14 protein-coding genes are annotated in these 19868 nt (G+C 71.1%); all 14 read right to left on the bottom strand.

Translation table 11 applies throughout. The features are described from left to right. Positions 1-3: 3 nt before the first annotated feature. Entirely contained in the window at positions 4-651 is a 648-nt protein-coding gene (locus GWI24_RS10050; protein ID WP_210945550.1) for a PIG-L deacetylase family protein, read from the bottom strand. Then, positions 648-1442: a glucose-1-phosphate cytidylyltransferase gene (locus GWI24_RS10045; RefSeq protein WP_210945549.1), complete on the bottom strand. Its 795-nt coding sequence runs from the start codon at positions 1440-1442 to the stop codon at positions 648-650. The genes GWI24_RS10050 and GWI24_RS10045 overlap by 4 nt, the downstream gene beginning before the upstream one ends. 11 nt (positions 1443-1453) lie before the next feature. Beyond that, on the bottom strand, positions 1454-2755 hold the full coding sequence (locus tag GWI24_RS10040) for a class I SAM-dependent methyltransferase (protein WP_210945548.1): 1302 nt from the start codon (positions 2753-2755) through the stop codon (positions 1454-1456). Further along, the gene (locus GWI24_RS10035) at positions 2752-3978 is read right to left on the bottom strand and encodes a glycosyltransferase (RefSeq protein WP_210945563.1); all 1227 of its coding nucleotides are present in this window, start codon (positions 3976-3978) and stop codon (positions 2752-2754) included. The genes GWI24_RS10040 and GWI24_RS10035 overlap by 4 nt, the downstream gene beginning before the upstream one ends. 2 nt (positions 3979-3980) lie before the next feature. After that, positions 3981-5213 carry an O-antigen ligase gene (locus GWI24_RS10030; RefSeq protein ID WP_210945547.1) on the bottom strand — a complete coding sequence of 411 codons (1233 nt, stop codon included), beginning with the start codon at positions 5211-5213 and terminating at the stop codon, positions 3981-3983. Position 5214: 1 nt separating this feature from the next. Further along, positions 5215-6750 (bottom strand): right-handed parallel beta-helix repeat-containing protein, encoded by a 1536-nt coding sequence (locus tag GWI24_RS10025; protein WP_210945546.1) that lies wholly within the window; start codon positions 6748-6750, stop codon positions 5215-5217. Between the two features lie 5 nt (positions 6751-6755). Further along, on the bottom strand, positions 6756-8699 hold the full coding sequence (locus GWI24_RS10020) for an alginate lyase family protein (protein WP_210945545.1): 1944 nt from the start codon (positions 8697-8699) through the stop codon (positions 6756-6758). Continuing rightward, a complete protein-coding gene (locus GWI24_RS10015) occupies positions 8696-10885 on the bottom strand; it encodes a bi-domain-containing oxidoreductase (protein WP_210945544.1) in 2190 nt (729 codons plus the stop codon). The genes GWI24_RS10020 and GWI24_RS10015 overlap by 4 nt, the downstream gene beginning before the upstream one ends. Before the next feature lie 17 nt (positions 10886-10902). After that, entirely contained in the window at positions 10903-12837 is a 1935-nt protein-coding gene (gene asnB / locus GWI24_RS10010) for an asparagine synthase (glutamine-hydrolyzing) (RefSeq protein ID WP_210945543.1), read from the bottom strand. A gap of 3 nt (positions 12838-12840) precedes the next feature. Then, positions 12841-14361, bottom strand: coding sequence for a Wzz/FepE/Etk N-terminal domain-containing protein (locus GWI24_RS10005; protein WP_210945542.1), 1521 nt, complete (start codon positions 14359-14361; stop codon positions 12841-12843). Next, the gene (locus GWI24_RS10000) at positions 14358-15755 is read right to left on the bottom strand and encodes a Wzz/FepE/Etk N-terminal domain-containing protein (protein WP_210945541.1); all 1398 of its coding nucleotides are present in this window, start codon (positions 15753-15755) and stop codon (positions 14358-14360) included. The genes GWI24_RS10005 and GWI24_RS10000 overlap by 4 nt, the downstream gene beginning before the upstream one ends. Beyond that, positions 15752-16990, bottom strand: a complete 1239-nt coding sequence (locus tag GWI24_RS09995) for a glycosyltransferase family 4 protein (protein WP_210945540.1) — start codon at positions 16988-16990, stop codon at positions 15752-15754. Before GWI24_RS09995 ends, GWI24_RS10000 begins: the two co-directional genes overlap by 4 nt. Then, positions 16980-18305 carry a nucleotide sugar dehydrogenase gene (locus GWI24_RS09990; protein ID WP_210945539.1) on the bottom strand — a complete coding sequence of 442 codons (1326 nt, stop codon included), beginning with the start codon at positions 18303-18305 and terminating at the stop codon, positions 16980-16982. The genes GWI24_RS09995 and GWI24_RS09990 overlap by 11 nt, the downstream gene beginning before the upstream one ends. A 73-nt stretch (positions 18306-18378) precedes the next feature. Beyond that, positions 18379-19857 (bottom strand): sugar transferase, encoded by a 1479-nt coding sequence (locus tag GWI24_RS09985; protein WP_210945562.1) that lies wholly within the window; start codon positions 19855-19857, stop codon positions 18379-18381. Positions 19858-19868: the final 11 nt, after the last annotated feature.

Below are 19868 nucleotides of genomic sequence, written 5' to 3'. Positions count from 1 at the left end.
GGTTCAACCCCCCAGGTTGAGCGTGAGTTTGGTGACGGCGAACGCCTCGGCGTATCGCTCGTGGCATTCGATGCCGCGGATCCGCGCGAGGCCGAGGAAGGCCTCCCGGTCGTACCAGGGCCGGTGCCGCTGCGAGGGGTAGTGCTCCTGCAGCAGCCGCACCTTCTGTTCGGCGATCTCCGGCGACAGTGGCTGGTACGCCGCCGGACGGCCGAGGTCGCCGTCCCACTTGACGATCTCGTAGCCGAGCACGAGGTGGTCGCGGAAGGCGGTGGGTATCAGCTTCGCCAGGCCGCGGTGATCCTGGTGCGCGTCATCGGTGCGCGGCGCCAGCACCAGATCCGGCTCGGTCCGCGCGCGCAGTTCCTCGACCGCGGCCTTGGCCTCTTCCCAGTGCGCGGGCAGCCGGCCGTCGGGGAGCTTGTGCACGGTCAGCCGCAGGTCGGCGTCCGGGCAGAAGGCGGCGAGCGCGGCCTGCTCCTCCTGCTCCCGCTCGCTGCCGCCGCCGGACAGCACCAGGGCGTCGACGCGGATGCCCGGCCGCGCACGGCACAGCGTCAGCAGCGTGCCGCCGGCGCCGATGGCGATGTCGTCGCAGTGCGCGCCGACGGCGACGATCCTCTGCAGGCGCCCGGCGCCCAGCCGGATCACGCCCGTGCTCCGGCGCTGTCCCGCTCCCACACGGCCCACGGACGGTCGCCCCGGGCGTAGGCGGCATCGAGCGCGGCCCGCTCCTTCACGGTGTCGGTCGGCTTCCAGAAGCCGCGGTGCTGGTGCGCCGCCAACCGGCCGCGCTTGGCCAGTTGGGCGCATCCGTCGGCGACCAGGTCCCCGTTCTCCGGTATGTGGTCGAAGACCTCCTGGCGGAGCACGAAGTAGCCGCCGTTCTCCCACAGCGGCAGTTCGCCGACCGCGGTGATGCCGCCCACCAGGCCGTCCTCGCCCAACTCCACGCAGTGGAACGACGACTGCGGCGGCACCACCATCATCGACGCACCCGCGTCGCGCCGGGCGAACCGGTCGATCATCTCCGGCAGCGGGGCGTCGGTCAGCACGTCGGCGTAGTTGGCGAGGAACATCTCGTCGCCGTCCAGGTGGTGCCGCACCCGGCGCAGCCGCTCGCCGATCGGCGACTCGACGCCGGTCTGCGCGAACGTGATCGTCCAGTCCGAGATGTCGGTGGACAGCAGCTCGGTCCGCCCGCCTCGCAGCACGAAGTCGTTGGACGTCGTCTCCTCGTAGTTGAGGAAGAAGTCCTTGATGTGGTGCGCCCCGTACCCGAGACACAGGATGAACTCCGTGTGCCCGAAGTGCGCGTAGTAGCGCATGACGTGCCAGATCAGCGGCCTGGGGCCGACCATCGCCATCGGCTTGGGCACGTCGTCTGCGGCACCGCTCCGCATCCGCATCCCGTAACCGCCGCAGAACAGAACGACCTTCATGCTGTGCCCTTTCAAGACGCGACCTCGGCAATGCTCAGTTCCGGGATGGGAAAGACCAGTCGGCCGCCCCAGTCGTGCACGAAGGACAGCTGCTCGACCAGCTCGGCCCGCAGGTTCCACGGGAGGACGAGCACGTAGTCCGGCTTGTCGGCGGCTATCCGCTCGGGCGGCAGGATCGGGATGCGGGTGCCCGGAGTGAACCTGCCGTGCTTGTAGGGGTTGCGGTCGACCGTGTACGCGAGCAGGTCGGGCCGGATGCCGCAGTGGTTGAGCAGGGTGTTGCCCTTGCCCGGGGCGCCGTAGCCGACGACCGTCTCGCCGCGCTCGGCCGCCTCGATGAGGAACCGCAGCAGATCCCGGCGCACCTTGGCCACCCGGGCGGAGAACTCGGTGTACCCGGACAACTCCCGCAGCCCGGCGGCCTTCTCCCGGGCCAGCACGTCGGCCACCCTTCCCCAAGCCCTCGGCTCCTCCCCCAGCCTTCGGCCGGGAGGGGCCCCCAGAGCAGGGGATACCCCATTCGTCGGCTCGCCGGCCACCTCGGCCGGCCGGGCCCACAGCCGGATGGAGCCGCCGTGCGTGGGCAGCAACTCGACGTCCACGAGCGCGAGTCCGCCGCTCGCCAGCGCCCGGATCGCGGACGCGACCGTGTAGTACTGGAAGTGCTCGTGGTAGATCGTGTCGTACTGGTTCTCCTCCATCAGGGTCAGCAGGTGCTGCACCTCGATGGAGACCCAGCCGTCGTCGGCGACCAGGGCGCGCAGCCCCTGGGTGAATCCGACGACGTCGGGGATGTGCGCGTACACGTTGTTCGCCACGACCAGGTTCGCCGGGCCGTGCTCCTCGCGGACGGCCGAGCCGGTCTCCGGGCTCAGGAACTCGGTGAGCGTGGGCACGCCCGCGTCGCGCGCCACCGCGCCGACGTTCACCGACGGCTCGATGCCGAGGCAGCGGATTCCCCGGTCCACCACATGCCTCAGCAGATACCCGTCGTTGCTCGCGACCTCGACCACGAAGGCGTCTGAGCCGAGACCAAGGCGCTGTACGGCGTCGGCGACGAACGTGCGCGCGTGCTCCACCCAGGAGGTCGAGTACGAGGAGAAGTACGCGTACTCCTTGAACGTCTCCTCCGGCGTGATCAGCGGAGGGATCTGCGCGAGCCAGCAGTCGGTGCAGACCCGCAGGTGCAGCGGGTACGCGGGCTCCGGCTGGTCCAGTTGGTCCGCGGCGAGAAAGCTCTCACATGGTGGCGTCGCCCCGAGGTCGACGACGCTCGCCATCGCTTCCGAGCCGCAGAGTCGGCATCGTGTCATTTACTGCCCCCCATTGATTTCGTCCCCCATTGATCCGACCGACCCGCGATCGCGGTGCGGTACCCCTCCACCAGGCGCTCGAGGCCGACGGCCGGGCTGAACCCCTGCTCGTAACGGCGTCGGGCCGCCCGGCCCATCTCCTGGCCCAGGGCCCGCTCGCCCGTGATCCGGCGTATGCAGGACGCGAGCGAGGCGGGCTCGCCCGGCTGGTGCAGCAGCCCGGTCACGCCGTCCTCGACGAGTTCGACGAAGGCGCCGTGGCCGGCGGCGACGACCGGGACCGCGGCCGCCATCGCCTCCACGACCACCAGGCCGAACGCCTCCAGCCACGTCGAGGGAGCCACCACGGCGACCGATCGCGCGATGGCCTTGGCGCACTCCGCCGCGTCCAACAGGCCGACGTAAGCCACGTCGTCCCGGCCCGCCGCCCAGGCGGTCACCTCCCGCTCCAGCGGCCCCGTGCCCGCGATCACGAGCGGTACGCCCACACCGCCGCTCGCCGCGATCTCGTCCCACGCGGCCATGAGCAGCCGTATGCCCTTGGTCTCCGCGAGGCGGCCGAGATAGAGCAGATGCTCTCCCCCGTCTACTCGGCAGGCGCCCGGGTCGGGCACGAAGTTGTGCTTCACCGCCAGCCGCTCGGCCGGCATACCGGCCCGTATCAGGACGTCGCGCTGCGCCGCGGAGATGCAGAAGAACCGCTCCACGCCGGACCACCATCGCCGCCGGTTGACCGACAGGCTGACCGCGAGCGGCACCGTCGCAAGGCGGGAACTCCGGTAGCAGCCGTGCCGGACGGCGGGCAGGGACACCGCCGACCCGACGCACTCGGTGCACGGCCGGCCGTCCCGCTGCAGCGTGCCGGGAGGGCAGACCTGGGTGTAGTTGTGCAGCGTGGCGACGGCGGGCACGCCGGCGTCGGCGCAGGCGGCAAGCACCGCGGGCGACAGGAGCGGGAAGACGTTGTGGACGTGCACCACGTCCGGCCGCTCGGTGCGCAGCCGGGCGGCGAGCTCCGCACGGACCGCCGGGTTCCACGGCACGAGGAGCGGCACCGCGGCCTTGCCGAGGAGGGACCGGGCGGCGATGTCGTCGCTGCGCCGCTCGAACACCTCGACCTGATGGCCGGCCGCGCGCAGCAGCTCCACCTCCTGGTCGACGACCTTGTTCTCCCCGCTCGGCTGCGCCGAGGCGTAGCGGTTGTGCACCACGAGGACGTGCATGCTCAAGGAACCTCCGATCTCCGGGCCCAGCGCGGGATGTGTCGTCGAGGGAGCTCGGGCGTCGCGAGCGGAGCGGCCGCGGCGGGTGCCGCCAGCAGCGAGGCGGCCAGGGCCAGATGCAGCAGATACGGCGAGGCGTCGCCAAGGCCGGCCTCGGTGTACGACGCGATCGCGCAGTAGCTGATCAGAAAGATCGCGCAGGCCCTCTGCAGCGACGGTGGCCGCAGCAACGCGACGCCGCCCAGCACGATGATGATGGCCGCGACAAGGCTGACGCCGACCAGACCCTGCTCGTTGTAGACGGCCAGCCAGCTGTTGTCGATCGGCAGCCCGCCGAACGACTTGTCGCCCAGGCCCACGCCGAACCACTTCTCCCCGGTCGTCCGGGGCGCGGCCAGCAGGGCGTCCCAGACCTTGGCCCGACCGGTGAGGCTCGAGAAGTTCTCCTTGCTCTGTCCGCGCAGGAACCACGCCTGGAGCACGGAGGCGAACCCCACCGCGGCCACCGTGGCGCACAGCACCGCCCAGGTGAAGAAGCGGCGGGCCGCGGCGCTGGTGAGGAGGAGCGAGCCGATCGCCAACGCCAGGCCGATGAACAGGCCGAGCGTGGCCGTCCGGGTATGGGTCAGCGCGAGCAGGACGAGTGACGGCACGATGACCACCGCCGCGCCGGCCCTGTCGGTCCGGCGGCCCAGTACGAGCAGCACGGTGAGCCCGATGATCACCGCCGCGTACTGTCCGATCTGCGGCGGGGTGAGCGGCCACAACGCGCCGACCAGCCGCCCGCCGTAGAGGCCGGGCAGGGCCGCGCCCGGTGAGATGACCAGGCCGGCTGCCACCGACGCGAGCACCGCGAAGTACATCCGGATGTGGTACCGGACGAACGTCAGGCCGCCGTCCCACCAGCGGCTGAGCAGCCACAGCGTGCCGACGAAGAGAGCCAGCCGGGCGCAGCGGAACAGCGCGCCGAACCCGGACTCCAGGTGCACGCTGGAGATCACGCTCGTCACCAGCAGCAGGGTGAGCAGGAACACGTACGCACTGGCTCGGATGCGCAGCCGGAGATTGACCGCGAGCGCCAGCGCGAACGCGGCGACCAGCGCGCCCATGGTAACCATCTGGATGAGGGAGCGGGGCAGCGGGACGATGGTCTTCGCCCCCGCGGAGCCGAGCGTGTTGAGGACCAGCAGGCCCCAGACTGTCCCGACGATCTTCGGTGTGCGACCCGCGCCCATCTCAACCACCGTCCCGTGCGCGGAAGGTGCTGCCCGCGTCCTGCTGGTACGGCGTGCCCTGCCACTGCCCGAGGTCGAGCACCCGGCTCGGGTCGTAGGCGACGAACATCCATGGTCCGAGGTAGACGTTGTCGTGCCAGCGGTTGTGCTGCTTGTGGGTGATCGCCTCGGCCACCCCTTCGCCCTGGTACGGCGACCAGTCCGGATAGGTGCCGTAGTTGGCCAGCACCGCCATTCGGTCGCACTTCACCGTGCACTTGACGACGGACTTGTCCAGCACGAAGCGGTTGTCGTGGATGTCCACCCGCTGGGTCTTCCACCGGCAGTCGGCGTAGAGCGGTGCTTTGGCGATCGCCGGTTTCGCGCAGCTGCCGGTGTCCCGGACCAGCAAGGTGCAGGCACCTGACGAGGTGTTGGCCGGGCTGTTGCAGAACCGGTCGGCGTTTTCCCACAGGGTGATCCCGGACCAGTTGTTCTCCAGCACGTTCCGGTAGATCTCGATCTTGTCGGTGCGGGCTTTGATCCGTGGTTCGCCGCCTGACTCGGACAGGTAGACGGTCGCGAACGGGAAGTTGTCGCCGCGGTCGGCTTCCCTGCGGCCCTCGACCCAGTTGTTCCGCCGGATCGTGTTGTTCCGGATGACCGCGTTGTAGCTGGTCTCGTAGATCAGCGCGGCACCGTCGTTGTCCTCGAGCAGGTTGTTCTCGATGCGGAAGTCGTTGTTGTTGGTGTCCGCCCACAACCCGGTTCCACGGTTGTCGTGCACCCAATTTCCGCGTACGTCGGCGCCGTTGACGGCCCAGAACTTGATGCCTCCGGTGCAGCCGCAGCCCTTCCGCCGCCGCTCCCAGTCGCCGGTGTTGTTGCCCACGATCTCGTTGCCCTCGACCACCAGGCCGCTGATACGGCCTTTGGCCTTGTACGCGTTCATGCCGTACTGGCCGTTGTCGCGCAGGCAGCTGGCGCGCACTTGCTGGCGGGCACCGGCCATCAGCCCGGCGCCGGAGTTGTCCTGGATCGTCGCGTGCTCGATCACCCACCCGTCGGCCGAGTCATGGTTGACCACGCCCTCGTCCGGCGGCGCCACGAAACGTCGCACGGTCAGGTAGCGGATGGTGACGCTGCGGGCGGTGCCGCCGAACGCGTACTGGTTCTTCTTCCGGCCGTCGAGCACCGCGCCCGGCGCGCCGATGTAGCGGTTCCCCTTCTTGGGGATGACCTGGGCATAGCGGTCCGGGTCGAGCCTGTGCTTGCCCGGTCGAAGCCAGAACGTGGTGTTCGGCGGGTTGCTCTTGGTCTTCGCCGCCAGGTCACCGACCACCGCCGGGTCGACCGTCACCGCGCCCGCCGGCGCCTTCGCCGGCCCGGCGGCGGGATTGGCGCACACCCGGGACACGGACCGGACCGTGGACGTGGACGGCGCAGCGGTCGGCTCCGCCGCCGGGGCGCCCGGCGTGCTCTCACAGCCGGTCGCCGCCAGCAGGACGAGCACCGGCGCCGCCACCGGTAACGCCCAGTTCCGCCACTTGATCACCACGCCTCCTAGCCGCGGAACCTGAGTACGGTGGTGAACCCCTGCGCACCGTCGGCGAAGCCGGTGCCGACCAGTGTCGTGGTGGGTTCCTTGCGCCCGAAGCCGGCGGAGTACCAGCCCAGCGGCGGTCCGGTCTCGCCGCGATGTGCCCGCCAGGACAGCCGCCCGGGCAGGTCGAGCACCGCGGAGCGGTCCTCGCCGTCCCGGGTCCAGGTGAGCTGTGCCCGGTTGTCCACCAGGTCCGCGGCGATCGCCGGGCCGAGGTGGAACGCCAGGCGCACGTCCCGGCGCGGGCCGCGCACCTCGTCCACCACCCTCAGCTCCTTGGCCGCGGCCGTCAGTTCCACCCGGCGGCGGTGCACGGAGCCCTGGTAGCCGTCGTGCTCGGCACACCAGCGGGCCACACCCTCGCCCGATGTGTCCGCGGCCAGGACACGGCTGCGGGCATGCCGGGTCCACAGGAACGGGCCGCCGGAGACGGACTGGTCACCGCCGTCCAGCTGCAGGGTGTTGTGGCCGAGGGTCGACCGGAAGTACTGCCGCCACTCGGGCTGCCCGTGGTAGCAGTACGTCCCCGGGTCGGCGAGCACGTCGACCCCGTCGTGCCGGACCTCCACGGACAGCGCGTCCGCGTGAGCATGCGCGGCGATGGACAGGAAGCCGTGCGGACCACCGTCGCAGCGGCACCAGATCTCCTCCGGACCACGCAGAATGGTGAGCCCCGCGTCGGCGAAACGGTCCGGTCGGCTCGGAGGACGGGTCACGGACAGTTCAGTGGGTTTGATGAGCGCGGCCAGCAGCGGGGTGCGCACATCGGTGCCGGTCACCGCCGGCCACCAGGCGAGCCGGCCGAACACGGCGTCCCCGGTGGCCAGCAGCGAGGCCCAGCGGTCGGTGCCCGCGCCGTCCACGACCAGACCGTGCCCGTCGTCCGCGTCCCCCTGGCGCGGCGGCCGTAGCCGGCTGTCCACGATGGCCGCGAGCGCGTCGGTCATCCGCAGCAGCACCAGCCGGATCGACGCGGGGACCGGCACGCCCGCGGCATCCGCCTCGGCCACCGCGGCCAGGCCGAGCTCCAGCACCAGTCCGTGATACTCGGTGGCCAGCTCGCGGTTGAGGCCGGAGCCGAAGGTGTTGCTGCGCAGCTGCCGCTCCAGCGATCGCAGCGCGTCGGTTCGCAGGCGCGCCGAGGAGGGGAACCATCCGAACGCGCAGGCCGCGGCGAACTGCCCGGCGGCCTCAGCGATGACGTGGTTGTTCGCCGAAGACCCCCGGCTGGGGAAGGCGGCCAGCCAGCGCTGGTGGTGCCAGATCTGGTTCAGCGCCACCGGGTTGCCCTCGAACAGAGCGGCCGCGCCGGGCCAGCCGTCGAGCAGCCGGCGGATCCACACCCAGGACAGCAGCCGGATGCCCAGCTCGATGCCGCTGGTCCAATGGACGCCGCGCAGCGGTGGGTTGGCCGACCACCATGACCGCAGGTGCTCGGCCACTCGCTCGGCGTACCGCTCGTCCCCGGTGATCGCGTAGGCGGCGGCGAGCTGGGTGAGGTACTGATGCCGGGACGGCTCCCAGATCTGCTTGATGTCCCCGACCGCGTCCTCGTTCCGGTACGGCACGTCGAAGGCGTAGCCCGAGGGAGCCCGGCGTCCGGTCTTCGGGTCGTACCACCAGTCCGGGTCGGCCAGGTCGTCGCGGTCCACCCCGAAGTACTCGGCGTGCCCGGCCATCAGCCGGTCCGCCTCGGCGATGAGACGTTTCGCGGCGTCCGGTGGCACCGCGGCGATCGTCCCCGCGGGCAGTACCGCGGTGAACCGGGCGCCGGTCACACTCGGGCAGTCCGGCAGCGCCGACCGCCACCGCCGCCTGCGCACCGCGTCGCCCACCCGGCCGCCGACCTCCCGCGGTCCCATCCGGGACAACCGCCGCAGGTACCAGCCTGCGCTCATGGTCATCGCGCCCTCGCCAACGTCACCGGCGCACCGCCGGCCAGGCCGGCCTGCACGGCGAGGGTGGCCGCTGTGGTGGCGGCCAGCGACTCCAGCGGCACCGGCATCGGCCGGCCGGTCCGTACGGCCTTGATGAACGCGGCCAGCTCGGCGGACTGGCCCTTGTCCCGGGCCTTGGGCAGCCGCGAACTCACCCACCGGTTGCCGCTGTACACCGAGGCACGGACGAAGTCGTCGAGCCGCAGCACCTTGCCGTCCGCGATCAGGTCCAGCGTCTCCTTGGGGAAGCCCGGCGAGCCAGTGGTGACGTAAGCGATGGTGGCGGTGGACCCGTCCGGGTAGCGCAGCACGACCTGCAGGTCCTCGTTGCCGGACGTGGCGACCGCGTACACCGAGACCGGGTCGGCCCCGAGCAGCCAGCTCACCGTGTCGATGAAGTGTCCGCCCTCGCCGGCGAACCGCGAGCCCTCGGTGCCCTGTTGGAGGTACCAGCTGCCGTGCTCGAGGCGGCCCGCGTTGACCAGGTAGCGGACGTTTCCCGGCCCGGTCCGGGAACCGAACCGCTTTCTGGCCTCCTGCAGCAGCGGCGCGAACCGGCGGTTGAAGCCCACCTGCAGCCGGTCGTTGCCGGACTCCTCCACCGCCGCGAGCACGCCGGCCAGCTCGTCCTCGGTGAGCGCCAACGGCTTCTCCACGAACACCGCCTTGCCGGCCCGCAGCGCCCTTTGGGTCAGTTCGGCGTGCGAGCTGTGGCGGGTGACCACGAACACCGCGTCGATGGACGGGTCGCCGAGCACGGCGTCGAGATCGGTGGTCGCCTCGGCGAAGCCGAACTTCCGCTTCGCGTTGGCCGCGGACAGCGCCGTAGTGGTGACGACCGTGGCCAACTCGACGCCGTCGCGCCGTTCCAGGTGCGGCAGCAGCATCGACGTCGCGTAGTTTCCCGCGCCGACGAACGCCAGCCGCACCGACGCGTTGGCGTACCGGGCCGGGGTGGACACTCCGCCGCCGCGTCGCACCGCGGGCACGGCCACCGCCGGGGCCTCCGCTTCCGCCGCTTCCTCTTTCCGCTCGGGATACCGGAACAGCACAGCCACGGCCTTCAGGTCGCCGTCCTTCAGGCGCTGGTACGTCTCGACGGCGTCATCGAAGTCGGCTATGTGGGAGACCAAGGGCTCCACGTCGACGCTGCCGCGGGCGAGGAGATCGAGGAAACACGCCAGGTTGCGGCGCTCGGTCCAGCGCACGTAGCCGATCGGGTAGTCGCGCCCCTCGAGCTCGTACTCCGGGTCGTAGCGCCCGGGGCCGTAACTGCGGGAGAACCGGACGTCGAGCTCCTTCTCGTAGTACGCGTTCCACGGCAGGTCCAGGCGGCACTTGCCGATGTCGACGACCCGGCCGCGGTCCCGGCTCATCCGGGCGGCCAGCTCGACGGGCTGGTTGCTGCCGCCGCCGGCGGCCAGATACACCTGGTCCACGCCCAGGCCGCCGGTGAGTTCGGCGACGGAAGCCTCCACGGCCGCGGAGGCGGGATCGCCGCAGGCCGCCGCGCCCAGGCGCTCGGCGAGCTCGCAGCGCACCGGGTCGGGGTCGGCCCCGATCACGCGGACTCCCGAGGCGGCGAGGAGCTGCACCACCAACTGCCCGATCAGCCCGAGGCCGATGACCAGCGCCACGTCGCCGAGCTGTGGCTCACCGCGGCGGACGCCCTGCAACGCGATCGACCCGACGGTGCCGAAGGCCGCGTGCCGCGGCGCGAGGCCGTCCGGCACCCGGGCGTAGAGGTTCTTCGGCACCCAGTTCAGCTCGGCGTGCAGCGCGTGCTCATTGCCGGCGCAGGCCACGAGGTCGCCGACCTTCACATCGTCGATCCCGGCGCCGACCTGCTCGACCATCCCGCACAGCGAGTAGCCGAGCGGCGTGTAGGAGTCCAGCTTGCCCATCACCTTGCGGTAGGTGGCGGGCACCCCGTTGGTGGCCACGCTCTGCACGACCTTGGCCACCTGATCAGGCCGAGAGCGGGCCTTGCCCAGCATCGACATGCCGGCCTCGGACACCTTCATGAGCTCGGTCCCGGTGGATATCAGCGAGTAGGCGCTGCGGACCAGCACACCGCCCGGCTTGCACCCCGGCACCGGCACGTCGAGCAGCGCCAGCTCGCCGCTCTTGTAGTTCTGCACAACCTGTTTCACCCGAAGTCCTCTTGTCTCTACGCCGTCAAGGGAGATTTCTGGCCGGACCCGGAGGTCGCGCCGCGATACCAGTACTCGAGGGTCAGCACATGCCACAGATGCTTGGAGAAGTCCCGCTGCCCGGCGGCGTCCTCGGCGACCATCCGCGCCAGCGCGTCGCGGCGCAGGAACCCGGAACGGACGAGCACGCCGTCGTGCACCACCTCGCGCACCAGCGGTGCCAGATCCCGGCTCATCCAGGCGCGCAGCGGGGCGCTGAACAGGCCCTTGGGCCGGTACACGATCTCCCGGGGCAGGATCGAGGTGGCCGCATCCTTGAGGACGGCCTTCCCCTGCCGTCCGACGATCTTGCGGTCACCGGGCACCGCGAACGCCGCCTTGACCACCTCGACGTCCACATACGGCACCCGCACCTCGGTCGACGCGGCCATGCTCGACCGGTCCGTGTACGTGAGGTTCAGGCCCGGCAGGAACATCCGGGCGTCGCCCAGGCACATGCGGTTGACGAAGTCGTCGAGCTCGTTGTCCTGGTAGACATCCGCATGCTCGGTCAGCACGTCCTCGACCGTGCCGGCCAGGTCCGGATCGATCAGTGCGAGCAGCTCGTCCTGGTCGTACATGGTGTAGCTGCGCCGGAACGCGGTCTCCTCCGGCAGCTCGGCGAAGGACAGGAACCGCTTCGCGAAGCGCACCGACCGGTACCCCCGGCGGGCCGTGGCCACCGGCAGCCGGTCCACGGCCCTGGACACCCCGCGCCGCAGGGGCCGCGGGACGCGCTGGTAGCGCAGCGCGATCAGGTTGGCCAGGTGCTTGCGGTAACCGGCGAACAGCTCGTCGGCACCCATCCCCGAGAGCATCACCTTGACCCCGGCCTCCCGGGCGGCCGAGCAGATCAGGAACGTGTTGATCGCGGCGGGGTCGCCGATCGGCTCGTCCAGGTGGTACGTCATCCGCGGCAGCAGGTCGAGCACATTCGGAGCGATCTCGATCTCATGCAGATCGACGCCGAACCGCTCGGCCACCCGCCGGGCATAGCGCAGGTCGTCCGGCATCGCCTCGAACCTGGCGTCCTCGGCGCGGAACCCGATCGTGTAAGCGGAGATCCCGGGTTGGTGGCGGGCCGCCAGAGCGGTCAGGTAGCTGGAGTCGAGACCGCCGGAGAGGAAGGTCGCCACGGGCACGTCGGAGAGCAGGTGGCGCCGAGTCGACTCCTCGACGATGGCAGCGAGGTCCGGCTGCTCGCCGCTCCGGGCCCGCTCCCGGCCCTCGGCGGCGACGTCCTTCAGGTTCCAGAACCGGCCGCGCTCCACCCGGCCGTCGGGCCGGCACCTCAGCCAGCTCCCGGGCGGCAGCTTCTCCGCTTCGCGGAACGCGCAGCGCGAGTCCGGCACCCAGTAGTACAGCAGCGAGGCCACCAGCGCCGCATGGTCCACCTCCAGCGACCCGCCGGTCACGGCGGCGAGCGCCTTGAGCTCGGAGGCGAACACCAGGCCCTCGCCGCGCCGGAGCAGGAAGAGCGGCTTGATACCCAACTGGTCGCGGGCCAGCACCAGTTCACCGGTGCGCTCGTCGAATATCCCGAACGCGAACATGCCGCGCAGCCGGGGCAGGCATTCGGTGCCCCAGCGCCGCCAGGCCTCCAGCAGCACCTCGGTGTCGGAGGTACCACGGAAGCGCACCCCGGCGCCCGCCAGTTCGGCTCGCAGCTCGGGCGCGTTGTACAGCTCGCCGTTGTACGTCAGGACGAGGCCGCCCGAGACCATCGGCTGGGCGCCGGTCCCGGACAGGTCGATGATGGCCAGCCGACGGTGCCCGAGGTGCACTTCGCCGTCACCGGCGGGGTGGCTGTACCGGCCCGTCCCGTCCGGACCGCGGTGGGCGAGGGTATCGGTGAGCCGGTCGGTCACGACCTTCCCGTCTGGCCATCGGTACGTGCCTGCGATGCCACACATGTCCTACCGCGCCTCCTGGTCGCTGTCCGGGACTCGTGCGGCCCACATCGGCTGCCGCTCCGTCCGTAGTTGGCCCATCCCGTATCTCCGGGCCGGCCGCTCGCCATGGCCCCGCAGCGCGATGTGCAGCCCGTCCCACAGCGTGCCGTCGGTCCGGTCACGCGGGTCGGGGTCGATCAGCACCACACCGATCACCGGAATGCGCTGCTCCGCGAGCTGCCGCGCCACGGTGTGCAGCCATGCTGCGCTGCCGTGCCCGGCACGCACGACGAGCACGGTCTGGGTACCGAGGTACTGGAGGTCGGTCCACGCGGTGCCGGGCGCGACCGAGCCGACGCCGAACCGGCGCTCCTGATGCGATACGGCAGCGGCACGCTCGCCGCTGACCACGGTTGGGTCTCCTGGCTTCGGGCGGCGGCCCGCGAGCTGCGGGCCGGGCAGACCATCGATGATGACCACTGGCCCATCCGCCGCCAGTGCCCTGGCGAGGTCCAGGGCGATCACGCTCGTGCTGCGCGCACAGCCCAGTTCCAGCAGCGACACCGGTTCCGCGGAACCGCGCACGGTGCGCGCCAGGGACACGGTGAGCCTTGTCCGTGCCGCCCGGATCCGTCGGCGCCGCCACAGCCTGCCCGACCGGCGGGGCAGCTCCGCGATGACCGAGGCGCCCAGGTTCGCCGCGATCTCCCGGCGCAGCACGGGGCGGTCCGCCACCACCGTGCCGACCGCGGCCACCGCGAGCCCGAGGACGAGCCCGAGGACGAGCCCGATCGCGGCGTTGGTGGCAGCGGCCTTGAGCAGGGAGTGCCGCACCGCGTGCGGGGCGTCCACGATCTGCGTGCCGGCGATGACCCGGGGCGTGCCGGTGCGCGCCTCCGCGGCGCGTTGGTCGAAATCGGCGATCCGCGAGTTGAGCTGGGCCCGGCGGGCGAAGAGCGACTCGATGCTCGCCGACGCTTCCGGGTCGCTGCCCGGCGATCGGTCTCCGATCGCCTTGTTGACCTCGGCGAGTTCGTCCCGCACGCGGTCACGCTGGTCGAGCAGGGCCTTGGACTCGGCTTTCGCGGCCTCCCGCATCCGCCTCACATGGTCCGCGACGAACGCATCGGCCAGCGCCTTGGCCCGGGCCACCGCTTCCGCGTCGCTGTCACCTGTCACATCGATCTGCAGCAGGTTGTTGGTCAAGCCGGTACCCCGGTAGTCCCCCATGAAGTCTTCCGGTTTTTCCGGGGACTTGAGGGACTGCAGGGCCTGGCCGGCGATCCGCGTGGTCCCCAGCAGCGCTGCGTCGGTGCGGATCAGCGTTCCGGTGTCGTTCGGTTGGTCCTCCTGATGCGCGACCAGCACTTTGGTCACCGCGGTCGGCGGCGGCGGCAGCAGGACCGCCATCGCCGCGCCGGCCAGCAGCCCCAGCAGAGCCATGGAGCACCAGAGGCGGCGGCGCCTGCGCACCGCCACCACCAGCGCCTGCAGGTCAAGGAGCGGAGTGGCGGCCGACGACTCCGCGGTCTTGCTCGTCGTCACACTGAACCTCCCGTCGCGTGGCCGCGCACCGCGAGCGCCGGAGTGGCCTCGTCCGGAGGACGGTCGGCAGTTCGCGCCGGACGGGCCCGGACAGTTCCGGCGACGACGATGCCGACGACCTCATGCCCGGCGTCCGCACACGCCTCGGCGATGCCGGCGAGCTCCCCCGCGGTCCAGCTGCCCGCGCTGAGGACGACCAGGGCACCGGACTCGGTGTCGCGGTCCGGCACGATCGGCCGGTCCACCGAAACCTCCACCACCCGCAGCATGGGGTATCCCCTGCTCGAAGAGGATGGGGAAGGATCGCCCTTGGACTCGGCGACGAGCTGCCCGGCGGCCCGGCGGGCGATCTCGTCGCCTTCGGGTACGACCACCAGCAGCCGCCGGGGGGCCGGCAGCCGGTCCCGGAGGCGGGCGCACACCCGCCGGTAGCGGATTTGCCTGCCGGCCTCGTCGCCGGACGCCCGCGGCGTCGGTATGTCCCACCGGATGTCGACGCCGAGCAGCCGGCGGATCCGGGCCCGCGGGCCACTGCCTTCCGGCCGGTGCGCGCGCCTGTCACCAGGTACGTCGACGGTACCCAGCAGCGCCGAGCCCAGCGCCGCGGCGATCTCCGGTTCGGTGCGCAGTCGGCGACTCATCCGTGCGGCGGTGAGATGGCCGATGACCGCGAGCAGGAAGAACAGCAGCGCTCCGGCGACGATGAGCTGCATCCTCGTCGGCGGTGCCTCGCCGGCCGGCCGGGCCGCCGGCCCCATGACGACCATGTTGGATTTGTTGGTCACCGGGTCGGCCTCGTCCAGCTTTTTTATCGCCTCCTGCAGCGCGATGCGCAACTTCTCCAGCTCGGTGCGGCCCTGCACGCTCTCCACGGTCTGCCCCGGATCGGCCGCATCGGCCAGCTCAGTGATGCGGCGGCTGGTCTGCACCACCATCTTCCGCAGTGCCTCGGGCCCGGCCGACGCTTCGGAGTCGGTGTCGTCGCCTGCGAGCCGCGCGGCGAAGGTGACGAATTGCCGGGCCACCTGGTCGGAGAGGTGCTGCGCGCGCTCCGGGGTGTCGGCCGTACCCGAGATCTTGATGATGTTCCCGTCGGCGGCCTTGGCGCTCACCCGATCCCGCAGCTCGCTGCCGCTGACCCCGGTCCAGCCGAGCGTGGCAGCCGCGCGGTCGAACACCACCGAACTGGTCGCGATCTCCGCCTGAGTCAGCAGCTCGCGTTCCTCCCACGCCCCCGGCAGCAGTACCGACGCCGACGTCGTGTAGCGCGGCGGAAACAGCAGAGAGGTGCCGTAGCCGACGAGCGCCCCCACCACGGCGAGGATGGTGAGAAGCCGCCAGCGCCGACGGATAATCCGCCCGATCGTGACCAGGCGTATCGTGTCATCGCTCAACGGCGCGGCCTCTTCCCTGCCCGGTCCGGGTCGCCCGCCGACGCGTAGGCGGCGAGCAGCGACGCTTGCGAGTTCCGCCAGGAGAGCGGCCCGCTGATCCGCTCCTGGCCGATCTTGCCCATCCGGGCCCGCTTCTCCGGATCGTCGAGGAGCAGCGCGATGAGCCCCGCGAACTCGGCCTCGTCGTTGGCGGGCGCGTAGACGGCGGCGTCACCGGCGGAGACTCGTGCCTCCTTCAGGTCGAACGAGACGATCGGCCGGCCCATCGCCATGTACTCCAGGACCTTGTTCATGGTCGACACGTCGTTGAGCGGATTGCGCGGGTCGGGCGAAAGGCACACGTCCGCGGTGGACAGATAGCGCACCAGGTCGGCGTCCGGAATGCGCCCGGTGAACCGCACGTGCTCCGAGAGCCCGAGTTGCCGGGACAGCTCCACCATCGCGTCGAAGGCGTCGCCGGAGCCGACGAACACCGCATGCCAGTCGGTCCGCCCGAGCCCGTCGCGCAGCTTCGCGAGGGCCCGCAAGGCGTAGTCGACGCCGTCCTGCGGGCCCATCACGCCGAGGTAGCACAGCAGATGAGGCTTGCCGCGCTTCAGCTCCGGCTCGGGCGGCACCGGTTGGAACCGGTCGACCTGGGGCGCACTGCGCACCACGAAAACATCCTCGGGGCGCCGGCCGCCACGGCGTATCGCGACGTCCCGGTAGCTCTCGTTCGTGGCGAGCACCACGTCCGCGCTCCGGTAGGTCAGCCGTTCCAGCGCGCACACGGCGCGGTAGAGCCGGTCTTCGCCGCGGCCGAACCGGGACAGGTACAGCTCGGGCACCAGGTCGTGCTGGTCGAAGACGAACCGCGCGCCGCGCCGCTTCAGCCACCGTGCCGACAGGAACAGCAGGTCGGGCGGGTTGCAGGCGTGGACCACGTCGACCGGGCCGACCTTGCGGGCCAGCCGGGCCGTGTGCCACAGCGCCGCTCCGTACTCCCGCAGGTAGCCGGCCGGTCCTCCGGTGGCCGCGCGCAACGGGTAACGGTGGATCCGCACTCCGTCGATCAACGCCTCCGGCTCCGTGTCCCGCTTCTCCCCCCGGGGACAGATGACGTGCACGTCCCAGCCCGCGTCGCGGAGCGTCGTGCACTCCTGCCACACCCGCCGGTCGAACGGCACCGACAGGTTCTCCACCAGGATCAGTGCGCGCCGGCCCGACCCGTCACCACTGATCGCGTTACCAAGCAAGGCCCATGTACCCCGGTTCGGCCCGGCGCGCCTCGGCGTCGGGAAGGCGGATGAGGTCGACGATCACCGGGGCGTCGCCATGGGGCAGCGCCGACAGCACGGCCGGATCCCTGGTCCCGACCAGGCACACCTCGGCGTGCTCGAGCACCTCGTCGACGGAACCCGCGAGCAGCTGCGCGAGGTGCGGCAGCCGGGTCTCGATGTACTCGCGGTTCGCGCCGAGCAGCCGGGAGAGGCTCACGTTGGCGTCGTAGATCCGCAGGTCGTACCCCTTGCCGAAGAGCCTCTCCGCCAGCTCGACGAGCGGGCTCTCGCGGAGGTCGTCGGTGCCGGGTTTGAAGGACAGCCCGAACAGGCCCACCCGGCGCTTGCCGGTGCGCTCGACCAGCTCCACCGCGCGCTGCAGATGGTCGGAGTTGGAGGGCAGTACGTGGGCGAGGATGGGCACCGAGACGTCGGCCCGCTGCGCCGCGTGGACCAGGCTGCGCAGGTCCTTGGGCAGGCAGGAGCCACCGAAGGCGAAGCCGGGCCGCAGGTAGGCGGGGCTGATGTTCAGCTTGCGGTCGGCCAGGAACACGTCCATCACCTGGTGCGAGTCCACCCCGAGCGCCTGGCACACCGCGCCCAGCTCGTTCGCGAAGCCGATCTTGAGGCCGTGGAAGGCGTTGTCCGCGTATTTGATCGCCTCGGCCGTCGGGACCGGCACCCGGAACACCTCGCCGGGCAAGCCGTCGTACAGAGCCGTCACCGCATCGCCGCTCGCCGGATCGAGCTCGCCGATGACGGTCTTGGGCGGGTCGAAGAAGTCCCGCACACTCGTGCCCTCGCGCAGGAACTCCGGGTTGACCGCGACCCCGATGTCCACCCCGGCCGTGCCGCCGACGTACTTCTCCAGGATCGGTACCAGCAGGTTCAGGCAGGTGCCCGGGAGCATGGTGCTGCGGAACACGACGGTGTGCCGGCCCCCCTGCTTGGCCCCCTCGGCCAGCGCGACGCCGATCTGCTCGGTGACCCGCTCCAAGTATGTGGTGCACAGGCTGCCGTTGGGCTCCGACGGCGTGCCCACGCAGACCAGCGACACCTCGCTGCCCATGATCGCCTCGCGGACGTCGCCGGTGGCGCGTAACGCTCCGGTCCGCACGACCTCGGCGATGAGCTCGCCGATCCGCTCCTCGACCACCGGGGCCTTGCCGTCGTTGACCAGGTCGACCTTCACCTGGTTCACGTCCACCCCGATGACCTCGTGACCCATGCTGGCCAAGCACGCGGCCGACACGCAGCCCACGTAGCCGAGCCCGAAAACGCTGACCCTCATGACCCGTTCCTCCCCCCAGGCAAGCCCTTCCGGCCTGCCTTCCATGCGCCGACCGAACGACGCCCCCCGCGCATCAATAGGCCCCCTGCCCCTGGAGCACCGCACGCAGCGTCTTCCACAAGATCACTGTGTCCAGGGCGAGCGACCAGTCCTCCACGTACCGCAGGTCCAGCCGGACCGCCTCCTCCCACGGCAGGTCGCTGCGTCCGCTGATCTGCCACAGGCCGGTGAGCCCGGGCTTGACCAGCAGCCGCCGCCGGATGTCCGGGCCGTACGCGGCGGACTCCTCCGGTAACGGAGGCCGCGGGCCGACGAGCGACATCGATCCGGTGAGCACGTTGAAAAGCTGCGGGAGCTCGTCGATCGAGTACCGGCGCAGCACCGCTCCCACCCGGGTCACCCGCGGATCCCGGCGGAGCTTGAACAGCAGGCCGGCGCCCTCGTTGCGGTCGGCCAGCTCGGCACGTGCCCGGTCAGCCCCGGCGACCATGGTGCGGAACTTGAGAATGGTGAACTCGCGGCCGTCCTTGCCGACCCTGCGCTGGCGGTAGAACGCCCCACCCCGACTGTCCACCAGCACGAGCAGCCCGACGAACACCAGCAGCGGCGCGAACAGCACCAGCAGGACCGCCGCGCCCAACCGGTCGACGACCCCTTTGACCGCCCGGCGGCCCCCGGTGAAGGTCGGCATGCTGACCCGCAGCAGCGGTATCCCGAGCACCGCGTCGATGTGCAGCCGCGGGCCGGCCACCTCCATCAGCACGGGGGCCACGACCATCTCGGCGTCGCTGCCTTCGAGGTTCCAAGCCAGCCGCTGCAGCCGGTCCGGTGACCAGTGCGGGTCGGGTGTGACCGCGACGACACGATAGCCGTCGCGGCGGACATGGATGGCGACGTCCGCCAGTCGGCCGACGACCGGCACTCCGTCCAGTTGGTCACCGTCGAGGCCGGGACCGTCCGTCGTGCACACCGCGTCCACCCGCCAGCCGAGGTGCGGGAACTTGCGGGTTCGGGTGATCAGGTCGTGCACGGTGGCCGGGCTCCCGGCAGCGAGCACCGGTCGCAGGCACCGTCCTTCCTTCCGCTGTTTGTGCAGCCAGAGGCGCAGCAGATACCGCGCGGTCATGGTGATGAGCGCGATCGCGGGGATCGCGACGAAGATCCAGAGCTTGATGTTGCGCGAGGTGAGGGCGATCCCGCCGAGCGCCAGTACGACGGTCGCCGTGAACAGTGAGCGTCCGAGCCGGCGGAATTCCTCGGCGCCCTGGCCGAGCACGGCCGGAGCCCACGACCGGCTCACCGCAAGCGCCCCCAGCACCAGCAGCTCGGTGCCGAATGCGAGAATTCCCCACTTCTCGTGCCAGTTGGCCGCGTCCCGGGCCCCGAAGAAGTTGCCGATCGCCGCCACCACGAAGGCGGTGGCCACGGTATCGCTGGTGATCACGGTACGGCGGTACCGCTGCTCCCACTCGATCGCGGGCTGTCTGATCGCCCCGTCCGCCAGACGCCCGCGCGCCGGCGGAAACGGGTTGAGTAATCCCCCTTGCCGCACAGAACCCCCCA

Origin of the sequence: Streptomyces sp. MK37H (genome assembly GCF_018035285.1) — a bacterium.
In the GTDB taxonomy this organism is placed as follows: Bacteria; Actinomycetota; Actinomycetes; order Streptomycetales; family Streptomycetaceae; genus Streptomyces; species Streptomyces endocoffeicus.
Note: the sequence above shows the minus strand (reverse complement) of the source record. Positions and strands in the feature narration are given on the sequence as shown.

What these genes read in the sequence shown, in the direction of transcription:
- GWI24_RS10045 (WP_210945549.1), bottom strand. Translation starts at nt 1,442, where the DNA reads ATGAAGGTCGTTCTGTTCTGCGGCGGTTACGGGATGCGGATGCGGAGC.
- GWI24_RS10040 (WP_210945548.1), bottom strand. Translation starts at nt 2,755, where the DNA reads ATGACACGATGCCGACTCTGCGGCTCGGAAGCGATGGCGAGCGTCGTC.
- GWI24_RS10035 (WP_210945563.1), bottom strand. Translation starts at nt 3,978, where the DNA reads ATGCACGTCCTCGTGGTGCACAACCGCTACGCCTCGGCGCAGCCGAGC.
- GWI24_RS10030 (WP_210945547.1), bottom strand. Translation starts at nt 5,213, where the DNA reads ATGGGCGCGGGTCGCACACCGAAGATCGTCGGGACAGTCTGGGGCCTG.
- GWI24_RS10020 (WP_210945545.1), bottom strand. Translation starts at nt 8,699, where the DNA reads ATGACCATGAGCGCAGGCTGGTACCTGCGGCGGTTGTCCCGGATGGGA.
- asnB (WP_210945543.1), bottom strand. Translation starts at nt 12,837, where the DNA reads ATGTGTGGCATCGCAGGCACGTACCGATGGCCAGACGGGAAGGTCGTG.
- GWI24_RS09990 (WP_210945539.1), bottom strand. Translation starts at nt 18,305, where the DNA reads ATGAGGGTCAGCGTTTTCGGGCTCGGCTACGTGGGCTGCGTGTCGGCC.